At 66.2% G+C, this 15,019-nt stretch carries 23 protein-coding genes; 10 read left to right on the forward strand and 13 right to left on the reverse strand.

Annotated features, from left to right (window positions below):
* Position 1 precedes the first annotated feature (1 nt).
* A complete protein-coding gene (locus M2437_RS15230; protein ID WP_253387926.1) occupies positions 2 to 1,336 on the reverse strand; it encodes an Nramp family divalent metal transporter in 1,335 nt (444 codons plus the stop codon).
* Positions 1,337 to 1,751: 415 nt separating this feature from the next.
* Here M2437_RS15230 and mntR point away from each other — a divergent pair, with 415 nt between their 5' ends.
* The 3 genes from mntR to M2437_RS15245 all read left to right on the forward strand — a co-directional run bounded on the left by mntR (position 1,752) and on the right by M2437_RS15245 (position 2,901).
* On the forward strand, positions 1,752 to 2,219 hold the full coding sequence (gene mntR, locus M2437_RS15235) for a manganese-binding transcriptional regulator MntR (protein ID WP_012753420.1): 468 nt from the start codon (positions 1,752 to 1,754) through the stop codon (positions 2,217 to 2,219).
* A gap of 68 nt (positions 2,220 to 2,287) precedes the next feature.
* On the forward strand, positions 2,288 to 2,596 hold the full coding sequence (locus M2437_RS15240) for a hypothetical protein (RefSeq protein WP_004446663.1): 309 nt from the start codon (positions 2,288 to 2,290) through the stop codon (positions 2,594 to 2,596).
* Positions 2,597 to 2,697: 101 nt separating this feature from the next.
* A complete protein-coding gene (locus M2437_RS15245; protein ID WP_004446664.1) occupies positions 2,698 to 2,901 on the forward strand; it encodes a hypothetical protein in 204 nt (67 codons plus the stop codon).
* 51 nt (positions 2,902 to 2,952) lie between these two features.
* On the opposite strand, the gene M2437_RS15250 is transcribed toward M2437_RS15245, so the two are convergent.
* The gene (locus M2437_RS15250) at positions 2,953 to 3,159 is read right to left on the reverse strand and encodes a hypothetical protein (protein ID WP_015823843.1); all 207 of its coding nucleotides are present in this window, start codon (positions 3,157 to 3,159) and stop codon (positions 2,953 to 2,955) included.
* Positions 3,160 to 3,332: 173 nt separating this feature from the next.
* Here M2437_RS15250 and M2437_RS15255 point away from each other — a divergent pair, with 173 nt between their 5' ends.
* A complete protein-coding gene (locus M2437_RS15255) occupies positions 3,333 to 3,524 on the forward strand; it encodes a hypothetical protein (RefSeq protein ID WP_004446666.1) in 192 nt (63 codons plus the stop codon).
* A 167-nt stretch (positions 3,525 to 3,691) separates the two neighbouring features.
* Here M2437_RS15255 and M2437_RS15260 read toward each other — a convergent pair whose 3' ends face one another.
* From M2437_RS15260 to M2437_RS15285, 6 genes are all read right to left on the reverse strand, one after another.
* Positions 3,692 to 3,991, reverse strand: a complete 300-nt coding sequence (locus M2437_RS15260) for a hypothetical protein (protein WP_253387927.1) — start codon at positions 3,989 to 3,991, stop codon at positions 3,692 to 3,694.
* 153 nt (positions 3,992 to 4,144) lie between these two features.
* On the reverse strand, positions 4,145 to 4,354 hold the full coding sequence (locus tag M2437_RS15265; protein WP_004446669.1) for a hypothetical protein: 210 nt from the start codon (positions 4,352 to 4,354) through the stop codon (positions 4,145 to 4,147).
* An 88-nt stretch (positions 4,355 to 4,442) separates the two neighbouring features.
* The gene (locus M2437_RS15270) at positions 4,443 to 4,898 is read right to left on the reverse strand and encodes a cupredoxin domain-containing protein (protein WP_056503113.1); all 456 of its coding nucleotides are present in this window, start codon (positions 4,896 to 4,898) and stop codon (positions 4,443 to 4,445) included.
* Positions 4,899 to 5,198: 300 nt separating this feature from the next.
* Positions 5,199 to 5,438 carry a hypothetical protein gene (locus tag M2437_RS15275; protein ID WP_004446671.1) on the reverse strand — a complete coding sequence of 80 codons (240 nt, stop codon included), beginning with the start codon at positions 5,436 to 5,438 and terminating at the stop codon, positions 5,199 to 5,201.
* A gap of 326 nt (positions 5,439 to 5,764) precedes the next feature.
* Positions 5,765 to 6,010: a DUF6894 family protein gene (locus M2437_RS15280; RefSeq protein WP_004446672.1), complete on the reverse strand. Its 246-nt coding sequence runs from the start codon at positions 6,008 to 6,010 to the stop codon at positions 5,765 to 5,767.
* Positions 6,011 to 6,161: 151 nt separating this feature from the next.
* Positions 6,162 to 6,524, reverse strand: coding sequence for a phage holin family protein (locus M2437_RS15285; RefSeq protein WP_253387928.1), 363 nt, complete (start codon positions 6,522 to 6,524; stop codon positions 6,162 to 6,164).
* Positions 6,525 to 6,907: 383 nt separating this feature from the next.
* Between M2437_RS15285 and M2437_RS15290 the strand changes: the two genes are divergently transcribed.
* The 3 genes from M2437_RS15290 to M2437_RS15300 all read left to right on the forward strand — a co-directional run bounded on the left by M2437_RS15290 (position 6,908) and on the right by M2437_RS15300 (position 9,606).
* Positions 6,908 to 7,618 (forward strand): L,D-transpeptidase, encoded by a 711-nt coding sequence (locus tag M2437_RS15290; RefSeq protein ID WP_056460395.1) that lies wholly within the window; start codon positions 6,908 to 6,910, stop codon positions 7,616 to 7,618.
* A 92-nt stretch (positions 7,619 to 7,710) separates the two neighbouring features.
* Positions 7,711 to 8,418 carry an SOS response-associated peptidase gene (locus M2437_RS15295; protein ID WP_004446686.1) on the forward strand — a complete coding sequence of 236 codons (708 nt, stop codon included), beginning with the start codon at positions 7,711 to 7,713 and terminating at the stop codon, positions 8,416 to 8,418.
* A gap of 141 nt (positions 8,419 to 8,559) precedes the next feature.
* Positions 8,560 to 9,606 carry an endonuclease/exonuclease/phosphatase family protein gene (locus M2437_RS15300; protein WP_253387929.1) on the forward strand — a complete coding sequence of 349 codons (1,047 nt, stop codon included), beginning with the start codon at positions 8,560 to 8,562 and terminating at the stop codon, positions 9,604 to 9,606.
* A 95-nt stretch (positions 9,607 to 9,701) separates the two neighbouring features.
* Here M2437_RS15300 and M2437_RS15305 read toward each other — a convergent pair whose 3' ends face one another.
* Positions 9,702 to 10,031, reverse strand: coding sequence for a hypothetical protein (locus tag M2437_RS15305; RefSeq protein ID WP_277570332.1), 330 nt, complete (start codon positions 10,029 to 10,031; stop codon positions 9,702 to 9,704).
* Positions 10,022 to 10,240, reverse strand: a complete 219-nt coding sequence (locus tag M2437_RS15310) for a hypothetical protein (RefSeq protein ID WP_253387931.1) — start codon at positions 10,238 to 10,240, stop codon at positions 10,022 to 10,024. Before M2437_RS15310 ends, M2437_RS15305 begins: the two co-directional genes overlap by 10 nt.
* A 487-nt stretch (positions 10,241 to 10,727) precedes the next feature.
* Here M2437_RS15310 and M2437_RS15315 point away from each other — a divergent pair, with 487 nt between their 5' ends.
* Complete coding sequence (locus M2437_RS15315) at positions 10,728 to 10,940, forward strand: hypothetical protein (RefSeq protein WP_253387932.1); 213 nt, start codon at positions 10,728 to 10,730, stop codon at positions 10,938 to 10,940.
* Positions 10,941 to 11,045: 105 nt separating this feature from the next.
* Here the strand turns inward: M2437_RS15315 and M2437_RS15320 are convergent, their stop codons facing one another.
* Entirely contained in the window at positions 11,046 to 11,441 is a 396-nt protein-coding gene (locus M2437_RS15320; RefSeq protein WP_253387933.1) for a lantibiotic dehydratase family protein, read from the reverse strand.
* Positions 11,442 to 12,000: 559 nt separating this feature from the next.
* Positions 12,001 to 12,918 (reverse strand): EthD domain-containing protein, encoded by a 918-nt coding sequence (locus tag M2437_RS15325; RefSeq protein WP_253387934.1) that lies wholly within the window; start codon positions 12,916 to 12,918, stop codon positions 12,001 to 12,003.
* Positions 12,919 to 13,349: 431 nt separating this feature from the next.
* Here M2437_RS15325 and msrA point away from each other — a divergent pair, with 431 nt between their 5' ends.
* The gene (gene msrA, locus M2437_RS15330) at positions 13,350 to 13,868 is read left to right on the forward strand and encodes a peptide-methionine (S)-S-oxide reductase MsrA (protein ID WP_253387935.1); all 519 of its coding nucleotides are present in this window, start codon (positions 13,350 to 13,352) and stop codon (positions 13,866 to 13,868) included.
* Positions 13,869 to 13,922: 54 nt separating this feature from the next.
* On the opposite strand, the gene M2437_RS15335 is transcribed toward msrA, so the two are convergent.
* Positions 13,923 to 14,132 carry a hypothetical protein gene (locus M2437_RS15335; protein ID WP_012452266.1) on the reverse strand — a complete coding sequence of 70 codons (210 nt, stop codon included), beginning with the start codon at positions 14,130 to 14,132 and terminating at the stop codon, positions 13,923 to 13,925.
* 270 nt (positions 14,133 to 14,402) lie between these two features.
* On the opposite strand from M2437_RS15335, the gene dps reads away from it, so the two are divergent.
* A complete protein-coding gene (dps, locus tag M2437_RS15340) occupies positions 14,403 to 14,939 on the forward strand; it encodes a DNA starvation/stationary phase protection protein Dps (RefSeq protein WP_253387936.1) in 537 nt (178 codons plus the stop codon).
* Positions 14,940 to 15,019 lie beyond the last annotated feature (80 nt).

Here is a 15,019-nt window from a genome sequence, read left to right on the forward strand (position 1 = left end):
GTCAGGTGCCGGCGAGCGTGTCGACCAGCAGCTTCACGTTCAGCACGACGATGATGCCGGCGATGACCCAGGACAGCCCCTTCAGCCAGCCGGGGATGACGAGCGGACCCATCAGCCGCCGGTCGGAGACGAAGCGCACCAGCGGGATCACCGCGAAGGGCAGTTGCATCGAGAGCACGACCTGGCTCAGCACGAGGAGCCGGGCCGTGCCCTGCTCGCCGTAGAGAGCGGTGACGATCACCACGGGGACGATGGCGATGCCCCGCGTCACCAGCCGCCGGGCGAAGGGCGGCAGGCGCAGCCGCAGGAAGCCCTCCATCACGATCTGGCCCGCGAGCGTCGCGGTCACCGTCGAGTTGAGGCCGGACGCCAGAAGCGCCACGGCGAACAGCGTCGAGGCGATGCCGACGCCGAGCAAGGGCGAGAGCAACTCGTAGGCCTGCTCGATCTCCTCGACATCGGTGCGCCCGCCCGCGTGGAACACGGACGCGGCCATGATCAGGATCGCGGCGTTGACGAACAGCGCCAGCATCAGCGCAACCGTCGAGTCGGTGACGGCGAAGCGCAGGGCCTCGCGCCGGCCCTGATCGGTGCGGGGATAGGCGCGCGTCTGCACGATCGAGGAGTGGAGGTAGAGGTTGTGCGGCATCACGGTCGCGCCGATGATGCCGATGGCGATGTAGAGCGCGGCCGGGTTGGTCACGATTTCCCGCGAGGGCACGAAGCCGCCGAGCACGGCCTGGATCGGCGGTGCCGCCATCGCGATCTGCAGGCCGAAGCAGACGAAGATGATCGTCAGGAGGCCGATCACGAAGGCCTCCAGCGACCGGAAGCCCCGTCGCAGCAGCAGCAGCACCACGAACACGTCGAGCGCCGTGAGGATCGCGCCCAGCGTCAGCGGGATGCCGAACAGGAGCTTGAGGGCGATGGCGGTGCCGATGACCTCGGCGAGATCGCAGGCGATGATCGCCGCCTCGCAGATCAGCCACAGCGCGATGCTCACGGGCCGCGAGGTCCGCTCGCGGCAGGCTTGGGCGAGGTCGAGGCCGGTGGCAATGCCGAGCCGCGCCGCCAGCGCCTGCAGCACGATCGCCATCAAGTTCGAGAGCAGGATGACGGAGAGCAGCGTGTAGCCGAACTGGGCACCGCCGGCGATGTCAGTGGCCCAGTTGCCCGGGTCCATATAGCCGACCGAGATCATGTATCCCGGCCCGATGAAGGCGAAGAGCCGCCAGAGCCAGGACCCGCCCGCCCGCACCGGCACGCTGCCATTGAGCGCGCCGAGGCTCGGTTCCGCTGGGGCTTGCCCGGGCGGTGCCGGCCGAACCTGATCCATCACCACTTCCATTCGCATCAAGGTGCCGATTGTCCCTGCCCGTCGCTCCCGATGGAGCGGACCGGCGCAGGAGAGCGGGCGCTCCATTCGCACCCGCACATAGCAAGGCCTTATAGCATTAGCTATAAAGCTGCGCCGAAGCTGAGATCAAGGGGCTTCCAGCCGGGTTCCCGGCCGTGGGGGGCTTAGGTTAAACATGCCGGTAGGGTACCTTCGAAACACCGGGCGGATCGATCGCCCTTGCCGTCGCATTTGCCGCCGCCCTTGCCATCGCTCTTGCCAAGGCGCGGTCTGTGCGCCGGGTGTTTCGTGAAGACGTTTGACGACCCTATGAGGCGTGGGCCAATCAGGCCGCGCCCGAAATGGAGGAGCCCGCCGCCTCATGCAGGATGCGTCGCGAGATATGGGGCGAGAGATGGGTCAGAAGCCGGCACCCGAGGTGCACCCGGCGGGCGCGGATGCGCCGCTCGTCGATGCGGAGGTCCATGTCGAGAGCTTCCGTCAGGCCCGCGAGGCGCGCCGTCTCGAACTGGTGGAGGATTACGTCGAGTTGATCGCCGACCTGATCGGCGACGGCGGCGAGGCGCGGCAGGTCGATATCGCCGCCCGCCTCGGCGTGGCCCAGCCGACGGTCGCCAAGATGCTCAAGCGGCTCGCCGAGGACGGCCTCGTGCAGCAGCGGCCCTATCGCGGTGTGTTCCTCACCCCGGCGGGGCAGGCGTTGGCCGAGCAGTCGCGGGAACGCCACCGCATCGTCGAGCGCTTCCTGCGCGCTGTGGGCGTCAGTGCCGAGACGGCCCGACGCGACGCGGAGGGGATCGAGCACCATGTCAGCGCCGAGACGCTGGAAGCGTTCCGCCGCTTCGCCGACGCGAAGCTGTAGGCTCCGATCCTGACCGCCCGGCGCGCTTCCCGCCCGACCTCTCGACGTGCTTTTGAGGACCCGACCCGATGGACCAGACCCAGCAACTGACGGCGCTCGCCGCCGTCAGCGCCCGGCACGACGCGGCGGTAACGAACCTCGCCGAAGGGCTCGCCGAACTCGGCGCCAAGCAGGTGGCCCACCAGATGGCAGTGGGCTTCCTGGCCAGCGTGCTGCGCTCGATCGATTCCGATCACTACGACGAGCGCCTCGAAGGCTACCTCGCCATGCTGCGCGACGTGCTGTTCCGCGACGATCCGGATGCGGTGCTCGCCACGACCGTTCTGGAGACGATCGAGCGCTCCTTACGTCCCGCGCAGGATCAGGACGAGAGCTGAGGTCGCCCGTCCGGTGCTGGGATTCGCGCGCTTACAAATGTGAACGCCGCGCGGTGTCGCCGCACCTTGGTCGCTGCCTCGGGGCATGGCACCATGCCCGCATGGCTGACCGGAACCACCATCCCTACTCCATCGATGTGAGACCCTGCTGGCGGCGCCCGGGCCGCTTCGTCTGCTCCATCGTCGAGAAGGGGGAGCCACGGCGCTACGGCGCGCAGAGCTACGCTACCTTCGACGAGGCCCGCCGCGCCGCCCAAACGCGGCTTCGCCAACTCGTCTTCGAATGGCAGCTCGTCGGATCCTGATCGGCCCCCTCGGACGGCAGGCCGCGGGGATTGCCGCCGTCCGCTTCGGTTCTACTCGGTGTCGGCGGTCTGCGCGTACTGAACCAAGGCGGCCATCTGTGCCGGCGCCCGGAACACCCGTCCGTCGCTGGTCTCCACGTAGACCTCCGAAGCGCCCATGCTCGCAAAGGTCATGGCGCGCTCGGCGGCCCTCGCCCCGAGGTCGTGCGGTTCCTTGGAAGGGCCCGAGGGTGAGGTCCAGTGAACGGTGTAGCGCATGACGTTCTCCTCTTCAGCGACCGTGATGTCGGGGCGCATCACCGCTGCCCGGCGAGCGGTATACCCGGTCCGGCGGATCAAATCTGCATCATAGTGCCGAATGGGCGGCTCCTTGGGGCTTGCTGCGCGTTCTACGGCCTGAAGCGCTCTGCGTTGCGAACCGGGAGACCATCATGAGGAAGCCGGAGAAGCCGGGTGCAGATGCCGGCAAGACGCACAAAGGCGGTGCGCTCGGGAACATCGACGAGCAGACGGGGCATCCCGGCAAAGGCACGCCCGGCGCGACGCTCAAGCCCGAGGACAACCCCGATCCCTCGAAGGACTTCAAGCCGGAGACGCCGGAGGACCGCAAGCCGAAAGGTTAAGTGCGGAACACGCGCTTTCGGGTCCGAGGCGGTTTCCGGTGGGCGTGGTCGAGGCTGAATGCGGGCCGAGCAGAGCGCCGTTCCGAGACGGCCAAGCGAGGCTGGGGTCGTAACGAAAGAGGGCCGGCATCACGCCGACCCCCCAATCTTATCTCGCTGTGGATCGGTCAGCGACCGCCGGCCGCGCCACCGGCACCGCTGGTGCCTGCACCGGTGCCGGTGCCCATGCTGCCGCCGGACGTACCGCCAGCAGCACCGGGCGCCGCCGGGGCCATGCCGGTCCCGGTCGTGCTGCCGGTCGCTGAACCCGTTGCGCGCTCCATGCTCTTCTCGGAATTGCTCTTCACGCTGGCCGGGTTGTTCATGTTGCCCTCGGCGCTTCCGCCGCCGGCAGGCGTTTGAGCCAGAGCGACCCCCGAAAGGGCCAGTGTCAGCGCTGCGGCAAGGGCGATTGTCTTAGTCTGCATGGTCGTTTCCATCCCTGTTTGTCGTTGAGCAGGTTCAACGCCGGGGTTGCCCGCTTCGTTCAGGCCCCCCGAAGCGCCCCGGCGCGAATGCGACAGGGACGCATATTGATGGATCACGCTGCGCATCTGCGTGAGGACGCAGATCCCTCACAATCAGCGAAGGGTGGGAGACTCGTCGGGCTTGAGCGCCCGCTCTTCACCCTCGGAACCACCGGTCGAGACGTGAGAGTTCAGCCGATCCAGGTGCTCGAAAACGTGCTCGAAAGCGCGTGTCACAGCCTTTTCGAAGGACCCGTCCTGCGTGCCCTGAGCCGCTTTGACAGCGCTGAGGAGTTCGTGATGCTGTTGCGTGTCGCTCGACATGGCATTCCTCGCTTGCGGGTGAGATGCGATACCGAGCCAAACCTCAGCGGCTGGCTCGGTTCCGAGGCTGTTCGATCGCCTCTGCGCCTCAGCCGGCTGGCGGAACAAGAATGTACTTGCCGACGAAGGGGTCGCTCTGGCTGTTCACACCCGTGCATCCGTAGGGATGTTCGCCAGCCGCCATCGTCCTGAATTTGAGCGTGGCTTTGCCGTTCAGCTTGATGGTGTAGCCCTTCTCGCTCGCGGAGTGGCCCTGGTCACCATCCACGTGCTGCACGAGGCCGTTCTCGAACTGACCGTCCATGGTCAGGGTCACGGGCTGGTCGGCCTTGTTGATCACCCGTAGCTCGGCATTCGTATTCGCGGGCAAGCGGAGCTCGGCGGGCGAGCAGACGATCTTGCTGTCCTTCTTCTCGATCGTCAGCTCCATGACGGGCTGTCCGTCGGAGGCCGGCGGGGGCAGCGGCTTTCCTTCGGCATGGGCGAGGTTGGCGGACAGCATGAGGCACAGGGTGCCCAGCGTGCTTACGGCGTATCGTGTCACATCGATCTCCCTGGGAGTTGAAGGGGCAAGGCAAACGCCGGCTGCCTGTTCCTGGACGTGACGCCGCAGGCCGACCCGGTGCGGGGCAGGCTCAGGGGGGTAATCGACGGGCAGGGCACGAAGACGGGCGGGCACTCAGCCCCAAGCACCCCAGCGAGAAGACGGCGCGAGCAAGGGCGTCACAGGTGAGGTCGTAAGACGCGCCACGTCCCGCTAACCCCGGCACCGTGGGCGTGTCGAAGGACAGCAGAATCTCGTTCCGACCCCCGCCACTGAGTGCGCCGGAGTCGGGGGGCAGCCTCAGCCGTGCAAATCGGCTTCAGCCTGAAGGTGCACTTCGGCCTTGCGGACGACACTGCAAGGATCGTGACCTTTCACCTCCGCCAACAGCAGGAGGTCGGTGACGAGGTCGATGATATCGCTCTCTCCGATATCGTCAGATCTGGTCGGATAGCACCAGCGTCGGATGCCGGAGTGTTCGTGAAGGTAAGCGTCGAGGGCCTTTTGGGCGAGATCGGCGCGCTTTGCTTTGTCCGGCATGAGGATTTTGCCTCCCACCGCATGACGCCGCGCCAGACATCATCTGATTCGGCTGGTATTCCGTAAACGATAGGCTGCGGCACCTGTTCAACGGGCCGATGGAGAATTTTGCCCGGACAGCTTCGAGGGTGGATTAGATGAGGATGTTATTCTCTACCCCTTCCGGGGTACCCTGGCGGATTCAGGTCTATACAGGTGGCCAGGATCCCGGTTGTCTTTAACGCCAGGGTCGAACAACAGGTGCCGCGGCGGGTTGCACGGTTGCGGCCATCGCGCGATGACACATGATCCGCAAAGTTGTCAGATCATTCCCTTGCCTTCCAAGATTATCCAGCGCTGGTGAGCCGGAGTCCGGAATAGGTCAGCGTTCCCGTGTAGACGATGGCCCCGCTCTCATCGCGGACAAAAACGCTGAAGGAACGGTGATCGCCGTCTTTCGGGATCTCCCAGCGCGCCACTTCAGGCAGGAAGATCATCGCCTCCTTGCGTGCCGCCTCAAAATCCGCCTGCTCGGACCCCTCATCGTCACGATGAAACTCACCGTCGTGCGTGTCGAAGAAGTAGCGCGGCACTCCCGCCTCCGAATTGGCTCTGACTGCCTCAGCCAACCGCGATGGCCGGTGCCGGGTTTCTGCCTGATCTCACACTGAAGGTGCTGCCGAACTTGGTGCGTGCCCGAGTCCGTTTACCGCTCGAGTCCGTTTACCGCCCTCGGCGGACCCCTCAGCCGACCGGCGCGCGTAGGCTCATCCACTTGCGGCCGAGGAACGCCAGAATCGCTGTGGCGGCGACGAACGGCATGGCCACGATCACCGCCGCCAGCGCGTCGTTGCCGATCAGCGCAGCCAATGCGTCCCGCAAGGCGAGCAGAAACAGAACCAGCGAGGCGAGGACCAGCAGGAGCGCCCCGCCGAACAGGAGCACGAGCAAGGCAAGCATACGGAGGTTGCCGCGGATTTCCGTTCGCGCCAGCCGGAGCAGCTTGCCGAGGTGAGCGCTGGCCTCGCGGATCGCGACGAGGATCAGGACGGCGGTGGTGCGAGGATCGTCGCCCGGCTGACCTTTTTGAATGGTCTGTTCGCTCAATGGTGTTTCCTCACCGCTCTCCGAGCCTCTCGTCCCTGGCAGGCATGAGAGTCCGCGCCGCCATCAAAGCGGCCCGCGGCCTACAGCTAGCGCGAAGCTTCTGCATGGCGACATCCGGATCGACAGCGCTCGCAACGTGAAGGTTCGCCACCGAGGCAACCCGTGACAGCCCGCCAGCATCAAGCCGAGCGAATCATCCGCTCGGCTGCCGTTTGCGGTTCGGAGCGAAGCAGCCGGTATCGTCGCGGGGCCATCGATCGGCCGCGAGCGCCGCACTTGCCAGGCGAGCCAAGTCGCCGCACTCTCAGCTTAGCCTTACGATGGTCGGATTGATGCCGATGCATGTCCCCATCGGATTGCAGGATATGGAAAGCCCTGAAAGCATGACGATGGATGGTGGGCACGCCGACGCCGGCGGTTCGGACGAGACCGCGCTGCTCGGATGCCGGGCGCGGCGTCTTGGCCGCCGCTCGTTTCTGGTCGGCTCGGCGGCCACCCTCGGCGCATTCGGACTCGGTGGTTGCGTGACGTCCGACGGCACGATGCTCGCCGACGCGGCAAAGGTCTACGGGCCGATGCCGGACGAGAAATTCCCGATCCCGGCGGTCGATATCAGCAAGGTCAATCCGAAATACTATCGCCGGACGGTTCGGTACGAGACCAAGGAGGCGGCCGGAACGATCATCGTCGATCCGCGCAACTACTACGTCTACCGCGTCGAGGGCGACGGTTCCGCCACCCGCTACGGCGCCAATGTCGGACGCGACGGGTTCTTGTGGAGCGGTGACGCGTATGTCGGCCGCAAGTCCGAATGGGCGACTTGGACGCCGCCCAAGGAGATGATCCGGCGTCAGCCCGAGGCCGCTCAATACGCGCGTGGGATGCCGGGCGGCCTCGACAACCCGCTCGGTGCCCGCACCCTGCACCTCTACCAGGGCGGCGCCTACACGCTCTACACGATCTACGCCAGCAGCGACCCCGAATCGATCGGGAGTGGCATCACGAGCGGCTGCGTCGGCTTGCTCAGCCAGGATATGATCCACCTCTACGCGCGAACCCCGGTCAAGACGAAGGTGGTGGTCCTTCCGGCATAGCGGCCTGCCTCGGCCGTGATTCCAGGGCCCTGTGGTTCTGACGCGATCGCAACCGAAGGGCGGCTGCCGGATCGCGCGACGCGGCGCCGGGTATGTCGCGGCGCTGTGAGTCGCGCGCGGCGGACCGGCTCGGCTATCATCCGGCGATGTGCAATCTCTACGCCCTTACCAAGAGCCAGGACGAGATCCGGCGCCTGTTCAAGGTGGAAACCGATCGGACCGGCAACCTGCCGCCCCTGCCTGGGATCTTTCCCAACAATGCCGCGCCGATTGTTCACGTCGCAGAGGGGCAACGCACCCTCTCGATGTATCGATGGGGCATGCCCTCGCCGGCCTTCGCCCTGAAGGGCAAGAAGACCGATCCGGGCGTCACGAATGTGCGCAACACCGCCTCGCCGCACTGGCGGCGCTGGCTCGGGCCGGAGCATCGCTGCCTCGTGCCGCTGACGAGCTTCTCCGAGAACGAGGCCCTGCCCGACGGCTCCCACCCGCCCGTGTGGTTCGCGCTCGCCGAAGAACGTCCGCTCGCCTGTTTCGCCGGCATCAAGACAGAGGGCTGGACCTCGGTGCGCAAGGTGAAGGACGGCGAGACGACGGACGACCTCTACGCCTTCCTGACCACGGAGCCGAACGTCGAGGTCGCCGCGGTCCACCCCAAGGCGATGCCGGTGATCCTGACGACGGATGAGGAGCGGGATCTCTGGCTGCGCGCGCCGTGGGCCGAAGCGTCGGTGCTGCAGCGCCCTCTCCCGGATCGGGCGCTGATCGTTGTGGCGCGCGGTGAGCGATCCGACGCATGAGACGGACCGAAGGCCCGCGGCGCGAGAGCGCATGATCGCAGGCGCTCACATCACCCGACCGCCGAAGGAGCCAGCGCCACACTGCGCGTCGATATCGAGCAGAGACTCGATGGGGCTGGGCTCCGATTGATTGGAATAGACTTGGCCTACTTGTCGATCGCCCTGGAACTTGTCGCACTTCTGCTGATCGTCGCGACGTTGCTACCCCTGATTCCAACGAACCTTGGCGTCATCCGCAGCCTGGATTTTCCCCGGCTGCAGATTGCGGTCGCGCTTGCTGCGAACTGTGTCGGGCTTCTCGCGATTTCCCGGGACGGCACGGCGCTGGCTCTGGCGGTTGCCATGATCGCGGCTCTTGCCCTGCAAGCCAGCTATATCCTGCCGTTCACGCGATTGACGGCGCCTCAGGCAAAGGGAGCAGGGTCGTGTCGTCCGGACGACCGAATCAGCCTCCTCGTCCTCAACGTGCTTCAGTCGAACCGTCATTACGGTGCGGCGCTCGATCTCATCGCCGCCAAGGCGCCCGATCTGGTGTTGCTGCTCGAAACCGATGCGGGATGGCACGCCGCGATGGCTCCGCTGCGCGCGTCTTATCCGCATCGCGTCGAACATCCGCAGGACAACACCTACGGCCTGCTGTTCTACTCTCGCCTCCCCTTGCGCGATCCGACGATCCGCTTTCTGCTGCAGGAGGACGTTCCGTCGTTACGCACCACGGTGGTCCTGCCCAGCGGCGAACCGGTCACCTTCTACGGGCTTCATCCACGGCCACCCCATCCCGGCTATAGCAGCGCACCGCGCGATGCCGAACTCGTCGTGGTCGCCCGAGAGGTCGCGAAAACGAAGGATTCGACCATCGTCGCCGGTGACCTCAACGACGTGGCCTGGTCCCACACGAATCGATTGTTCCAGAACATCAGCGGCCTTCTCGATCCCCGTCAGGGGCGCGGCCTGTTCTCGACCTTCCATGCGCAATATCCGTTTGCACGCTGGCCCCTGGACCACATTTTCTTCAGCGAGCATTTTCTCTTGAGCGACATGCAGCGCCTGAACGATGTCGGGTCCGACCATTTCCCGATCTGGGTCGACTTATGCCGGGCGCCGCACGCCCCGGCACAACAGGTTGCACCCGAAGCCTCCGAGCAGGACCATCGGGATGCCGAGAAGGCCATCGAGGCGGTGCGGTGAGGTCGGGAGCGATAGCCGGCGCAAGGCCATCCACGGCGGCTGTTTCGAGAAAGCGGAGGGGCCGACAAGGCGCTCCCGTTGCCCCCGTAGCGTCCTCAGGCAGAGGCCGGCCCGCTGCCTTGCTCGACAACCTCCAGCGCGCGCAGAACCGCCATGGCGGCCATATCGGCATCGACGCGTCCTTCATCCGTGGCCGGCATCACGGCGACGGCCTCGAACACGTTTCCGCCGACGGCGCCGATGACGACCTTGAGGCATCGCCCTTCGGGCCCGCTCGCGTCCTCCAGCAGGGCCACGAGATAGCCCGCTGCGGTCCCGTAGACGTGGAGCGGCTCGTACGCCTCAAGCGCGTCGGCCGCGATGGCTGGCTCAGCTTCGCGGTCGCGGCCACCGAAGTTGGGGCGGATGATGTTCGTCATAGCCATCGCTCGTCGATGTCGGTCGCGTTGTAGTCCGCCAAGGGCTGGTGCTCGTCGCCGTCGGCGAAGATCGCCACATCGTTCGGGCCTATGTCGTGCTTGGCAATGCGGTCCCAGCGCCGATGGATCATCGTGGGGCCGCCCCAGATCCGGAAGGCGTTCCAGTAGCGGTCGTCCTTGAAGCCGATGTAGTGGACGCAGCGGGCAGCGGGCATGCCGCAACCTACGTTCGGGGATCAGGCGACGCGAGAGGTTCTTGCCACCGCCACCCCGACTGCGACGACGAGGACGCTCCGTGGGCCGTGTTGCCGCCTCAACCTCGCTCCAGACGCACCTCGCCCAAGCCGGGCCGAGGGGAAAAGCATGTTCGGGACCGAGGTTTTTGTCGTGCTCGCAGGCGTCGTCGGCGCAATCGCATTCATGGTGGCCGGACGACCGGCTTCCGACCGCTTCCTGCCCTGGTGAGGCGGCGGCGCGCCCCGACGGATCAGCCTTAACGGATGGCTAACTACATCCGAACAGGGCGCGGAAACCATCGCGGACAAAGGCGTTAGCCGGACACGTCGATCCAGCCACGTTCACGAGCACCCGCGATGACCATCACCGTCTTCGATCCGATCAGCGGCCAGATGGTCACGATTCGTGTACCCGCCCCGCAGCCGCGCTGATCCCGTCATTCTCGTCCCCGCCCGAGCCACGACGATGATCGGTCTTCCTCTCTACCGCTTGCTCGTTGCCCTCGTCCTCGTGCTGTCGAGTGCGGCGGCGACGACCCGCCTCGGTCACGCCGAGCCGAAGACGGCCTGCGAAAGCGGGGCACAGGCCGGTGCCTGTTCCCATACGGCCGAGCCGGGTGTGCTTTCGAAGCAGCGCCCCTCGGAGCCGCACGGATCCTCCGGATTGGCCACGCGATAGCCGGCCGCCGCTCCATGGAGGTGGAGCGGCGGTTGCTCATCGGTGGGCGGCGCTCTCCATGGTCGCTATGTCACGCTCGACCGAGTGCGTCCGGTGCGTCGTCGGTCATTTCCCGCCGCGATGGGCCGCGAATTCCCAGATCGGCAGGCCGACCGGCACGCCGGGCGTGTTCCGGTAGCCGCTCACATTGCCGAACAGGATCCGGTTCGGCTCGATGCCGATCGCCTTATGCCCTCCTGTGATCATCACGCCGCACCAATCCACGCGCAACGTCCCGTGCTCGGGATGGACGCCGAAGATCTGCGGCGCGGTCCAGCCCAAGCGCACGGCCTCGGCGCCGAAGCGCTCGATGAAGTCGGTGCAGGCCTCGTGGATGTTCGCCCAGGCCGTGGTGCCGAGATACCGGCAGGGCGGTGAAGTCGGACGGAGGGCGCCGAGGGCTTTGCGCCATTCGGCGGCTTGGGGCGGGAGCGTGTCGGGCGCGAGTTCGGGAAGGAGCATCCTGGCTGCCGGCTGATGGTGGGGCCGACGGCATAGGGGCGCCTGGTTGCCTCAAGCTTACCGGCTGACCGGGTTCACAGGCTTTGCGCCCCCGCGCGTTGGCCTCGTAGGTCCGCCGACGGTGGGGCTCGGATCAGGCCGGTTCGACCGAACCGCGGTTCGGTCTCGGTGGCCAGCGGTCGTGCATGGAGGGCTTGCCCGAAGCCCCCTGCCCGGCTACTCAAACGCAGCGTTTCTGTCGTCGTTTCTGTTGCCCAACCTGTCGTCGAAAGCCAGTGCTGCGCATCAGTAATCGGCAGTATAAGGCGCGGGCCTGTAGCTCAATGGTTAGAGCCGACCGCTCATAACGGTCCGTCCAAACCTTCGATCCCCTGGGCGGGACTCAGCTTTTTTCCGGTAGGGCACGGGAAACGGCACGGGAAACCGCCGGTTTCCCGGCCGACCGGGAGCCAATTGGGTCCAGATCCAAGATACGACTGCGTTGCCCCACTACGCCGGTCTGTGCGTGCCGGAGCCGGTGCTGTCGCGCATCATGGACCATGCCAGCGACGGCTGAGCGTCAAGGCATCTTGCCGGTCAGGAGAAGGTGCCGCACGTCGTCGCCAACTTGGTTGACGGCACCGATCTGCTCGATGAGTTGGGCCGGACGACTTCCGCGCAGGCCCGCAAGCGTCAGCCGCCCGTCGCGGACGTAGGTGTACACGCCGCTGATCGCGAAGGCCGAGGTGTGGGCGACATGCTCGGCCAGTCCCGAACTCACTGTCTCGAAGGCGTCGGACGCATAGAAGGTCCGCCGCTCCAGGGGCGAGGCGAACGCGAGCTCCAGGACCGCCACCAGACGCCGCTCATCGGGTACCGCGTGATCCACGTTCGGGGCGGGCGGGGCCGGCTCGGCGTTGTCGTAGGGCTTGGGCAGGTGAAGCCGGACCTTCAGGACGACGGGCTCGGCTGCTAGCGAACGCGCCAGCGCGGTAATGCGCTCGCCGAACGCCGCCGCATCACGGTGCGCGGCGCCGAAGTGGACCTCGATCCTGTCGAGGCCGTCGTCGCCGTTCGGCGACGGCTCCCCCACCCGGTCCAACAGGGTCGTGGACCCATGCGGCAACGCATAGGCCACTGTGGCGGCGAACATGTTCTGCTCATCGGCGAACAGGATCGGGCAGGCCTCGTCGAAGGCCGCCTGGTCCGCGGCAGTCCGGAACCCGATCTCGACGCCCCCGTCCAACTCGTAATCTGGGAACGGTGGGATGCCCTCGACCACCGGCCACAGGTGTGCGTCCTGCTCCCGGTCGAAATGCCTCTGGACGTACCACCCGAGCCCGGGAATGCGCGCACACAAAGGGCCGTGCACGTCGCGCCAGTAGGTCGCGAACAACTCGTGCGGCACGCGGGGGCGCCTCAACACGGTCGTGTAGGTGTTGATCGCGATGGCCGCGTCGCGTTCGGAATAGTCGACGGCCGCGGTCAGCTTGGTCATGTTCGATCCTCGAAAAGGGTTGAGGTCTCTTAAGCCCGGCGAGGCGCCCCTGTCCCGACCGCAGCCCGGGCCACGTCGTTTCTCCGCTACTTCCGGGCAAGGTCTGCGAGACGCTCGGCGCACGGGAGGGTGCCTGCGCGATGCGAGATGGGTACGTGAGGACGTTGTGGCCGCCGGACCAACCATTCGATCTCAACGGCAGCAGTTGGCCTTCAAGCGGCCATTCCAGTGTCTTCGGTCGGAGGTCCGCTCATGGCGCGAAGTCTCGTTCGGCGCACGGATGCTGAACAGCGGCCTTCCACCCTAAGCCAACCTTGGAGGCCCGCGACGCTGGTCCATCATACCACAGTGCGAATGGATACGGGGCCGCAGGGCAAAACGGCGCCGCGGACCCCATCTGACGGGAAACCGACGGCTCACGGAGAAGCGATATGGGTAGCGAGAGGGCGGTGCTGGCGGGCGGCTGCTTCTGGGGCATGCAGGACCTGATCCGTCGCCAGGAAGGTGTGCTGGCGACCCGTGTCGGCTACACGGGGGGCGACGTGCCCGATGCGACCTACCGGAACCACGGGACACATGCCGAGGGCATCGAGATCGTCTTCGATCCGGCCAGGACGAGTTACCGGCGCATCCTGGAGTTCTTCTTCCAGATCCACGACCCCACTACTCCGAACCGGCAGGGCAACGACCGGGGCCTCAGCTACCGGTCGGCAATCTTCTACGTCGACGACGACCAGCGTCGGGTCGCGGAGGCCACCATCGCCGACATCGACGCATCCGGTCTGTGGCCGGGAAAGGTGGTTACCGAGGTGGCGCCGGCAGGACCCTTCTGGGAGGCCGAGCCGGAGCACCAAGACTATCTTGAGCGTCGGCCGGACGGCTATACCTGCCACTTCGTTCGCCCGAACTGGGTTCTGCCGGCCCGGGTGCCTGCGACACAGGACACTTGAGCCCGACCAACAAGATTGGTCAGCGAACGGCCGATGTCTTTCCGGATCTCGCGCCTACCGGAGAGTGGGCGTCTCGCCGGGCTTTAGATGACGGTCCCCGCCATCCGGGCCGCCGGGCGAGACGTGGTCGTTCAGGCGGTCCAGGTGCTCGAACACGTGTTCGAAGGCTGCGGTGACGGCTTGCTCGAACGAGCCGTCGCCTCTGCCCTGGGCCGCCCTAAGGGCATCGAGCAGCCCGCGGTGCTTGTCGGTGTCGGTGGACATGGCGTTCCTTTTTGCCCGGGCCTGTCCCGGGGTCGAGGGGAAGCCGCGGCCGCCGACGGCGGTTCCAGGTATCGCGATTCTGAAGGGATGCACGCTCGACGTTTCCGTTCCACCTCTCCGGAGAACTGCTGTATCCGCCACAACGACCCCACGATGGACCGGTGCGACCCTGGACCCTCGGGGGACACGTAACTTTGAAGCCAAGGCTTCGGCTTCGGGGAACCTCTTCAACGCTCCACTATTGCTGCCACGGCACAGTGGAGCAAAAGCATGGCAATGAGCAGCACCCCGCGTACTCACCAGACCCGCAACAACACCAATTCCAATGCCAAGAGAGTGTCCATCGAGGCCCTGAACGCACGGCTGGCCGACGGCATCGATCTCGCCCTGGCAATCAAGCAGGCTCACTGGAACCTCAAGGGACCGCAGTTCATTGGCATCCACCTGATGCTGGACGGTTTCCGCGCCGAGATCAGCAGCCTCAACGACAAGGTGGCCGAGCGGGCCGTGCAGCTGGGCGGCACGGCACTGGGAACGGCGCAGGTCGTGGCGGGATCGACCAAGCTGCCCGCCTACCCGACTGGCATCTACGCTATAGCCGACCACATCGCCGCGCTGATCGATAGCTACGCCGCCTACGCCAACGCGGTGCGCGAGAACATCGACGAGACGGACGAAGCGGGCGACCCTGACACGGCGGACCTGTTCACCGAGGTGTCCCGTGCCGTCGACAAGCAACTCTGGTTCCTTGAAGCCCACGTCCAAGAGCCGACGGGCCAGATGCGCGACGGCGACGCTCGCAAATGAGGAACACCTGCCCCTCCGTTTTCGACCCAACGGAGGGGCAGTCAGGAGCGAGGAAGCTCCATCGTCGTGTCGGCCAAGTC

Source organism: Methylorubrum pseudosasae (genome assembly GCF_029504475.1).
Classification (GTDB): Bacteria; Pseudomonadota; Alphaproteobacteria; order Rhizobiales; family Beijerinckiaceae; genus Methylobacterium; species Methylobacterium extorquens.

Coding starts and splice junctions, on each gene's coding strand:
- M2437_RS15295 (WP_004446686.1), top strand. CDS start 7,711: ATGTCGCGGCGCTGTGAGTCGCGCGCGGCGGACCGGCTCGGCTATCAT.
- M2437_RS15310 (WP_253387931.1), bottom strand. CDS start 10,240: ATGCCCGCTGCCCGCTGCGTCCACTACATCGGCTTCAAGGACGACCGC.
- mntR (WP_012753420.1), top strand. CDS start 1,752: ATGGGTCAGAAGCCGGCACCCGAGGTGCACCCGGCGGGCGCGGATGCG.
- M2437_RS15265 (WP_004446669.1), bottom strand. CDS start 4,354: ATGTCGAGCGACACGCAACAGCATCACGAACTCCTCAGCGCTGTCAAA.
- M2437_RS15290 (WP_056460395.1), top strand. CDS start 6,908: ATGACGATGGATGGTGGGCACGCCGACGCCGGCGGTTCGGACGAGACC.
- dps (WP_253387936.1), top strand. CDS start 14,403: ATGGCAATGAGCAGCACCCCGCGTACTCACCAGACCCGCAACAACACC.
- M2437_RS15305 (WP_277570332.1), bottom strand. CDS start 10,031: ATGGCTATGACGAACATCATCCGCCCCAACTTCGGTGGCCGCGACCGC.
- M2437_RS15335 (WP_012452266.1), bottom strand. CDS start 14,132: ATGTCCACCGACACCGACAAGCACCGCGGGCTGCTCGATGCCCTTAGG.
- M2437_RS15255 (WP_004446666.1), top strand. CDS start 3,333: ATGAGGAAGCCGGAGAAGCCGGGTGCAGATGCCGGCAAGACGCACAAA.
- M2437_RS15320 (WP_253387933.1), bottom strand. CDS start 11,441: ATGCTCCTTCCCGAACTCGCGCCCGACACGCTCCCGCCCCAAGCCGCC.
- M2437_RS15230 (WP_253387926.1), bottom strand. CDS start 1,336: ATGGATCAGGTTCGGCCGGCACCGCCCGGGCAAGCCCCAGCGGAACCG.
- M2437_RS15275 (WP_004446671.1), bottom strand. CDS start 5,438: ATGCCGGACAAAGCAAAGCGCGCCGATCTCGCCCAAAAGGCCCTCGAC.
- M2437_RS15260 (WP_253387927.1), bottom strand. CDS start 3,991: ATGCAGACTAAGACAATCGCCCTTGCCGCAGCGCTGACACTGGCCCTT.
- M2437_RS15250 (WP_015823843.1), bottom strand. CDS start 3,159: ATGCGCTACACCGTTCACTGGACCTCACCCTCGGGCCCTTCCAAGGAA.
- M2437_RS15325 (WP_253387934.1), bottom strand. CDS start 12,918: ATGACCAAGCTGACCGCGGCCGTCGACTATTCCGAACGCGACGCGGCC.
- M2437_RS15315 (WP_253387932.1), top strand. CDS start 10,728: ATGATCGGTCTTCCTCTCTACCGCTTGCTCGTTGCCCTCGTCCTCGTG.
- M2437_RS15245 (WP_004446664.1), top strand. CDS start 2,698: ATGGCTGACCGGAACCACCATCCCTACTCCATCGATGTGAGACCCTGC.
- M2437_RS15240 (WP_004446663.1), top strand. CDS start 2,288: ATGGACCAGACCCAGCAACTGACGGCGCTCGCCGCCGTCAGCGCCCGG.
- msrA (WP_253387935.1), top strand. CDS start 13,350: ATGGGTAGCGAGAGGGCGGTGCTGGCGGGCGGCTGCTTCTGGGGCATG.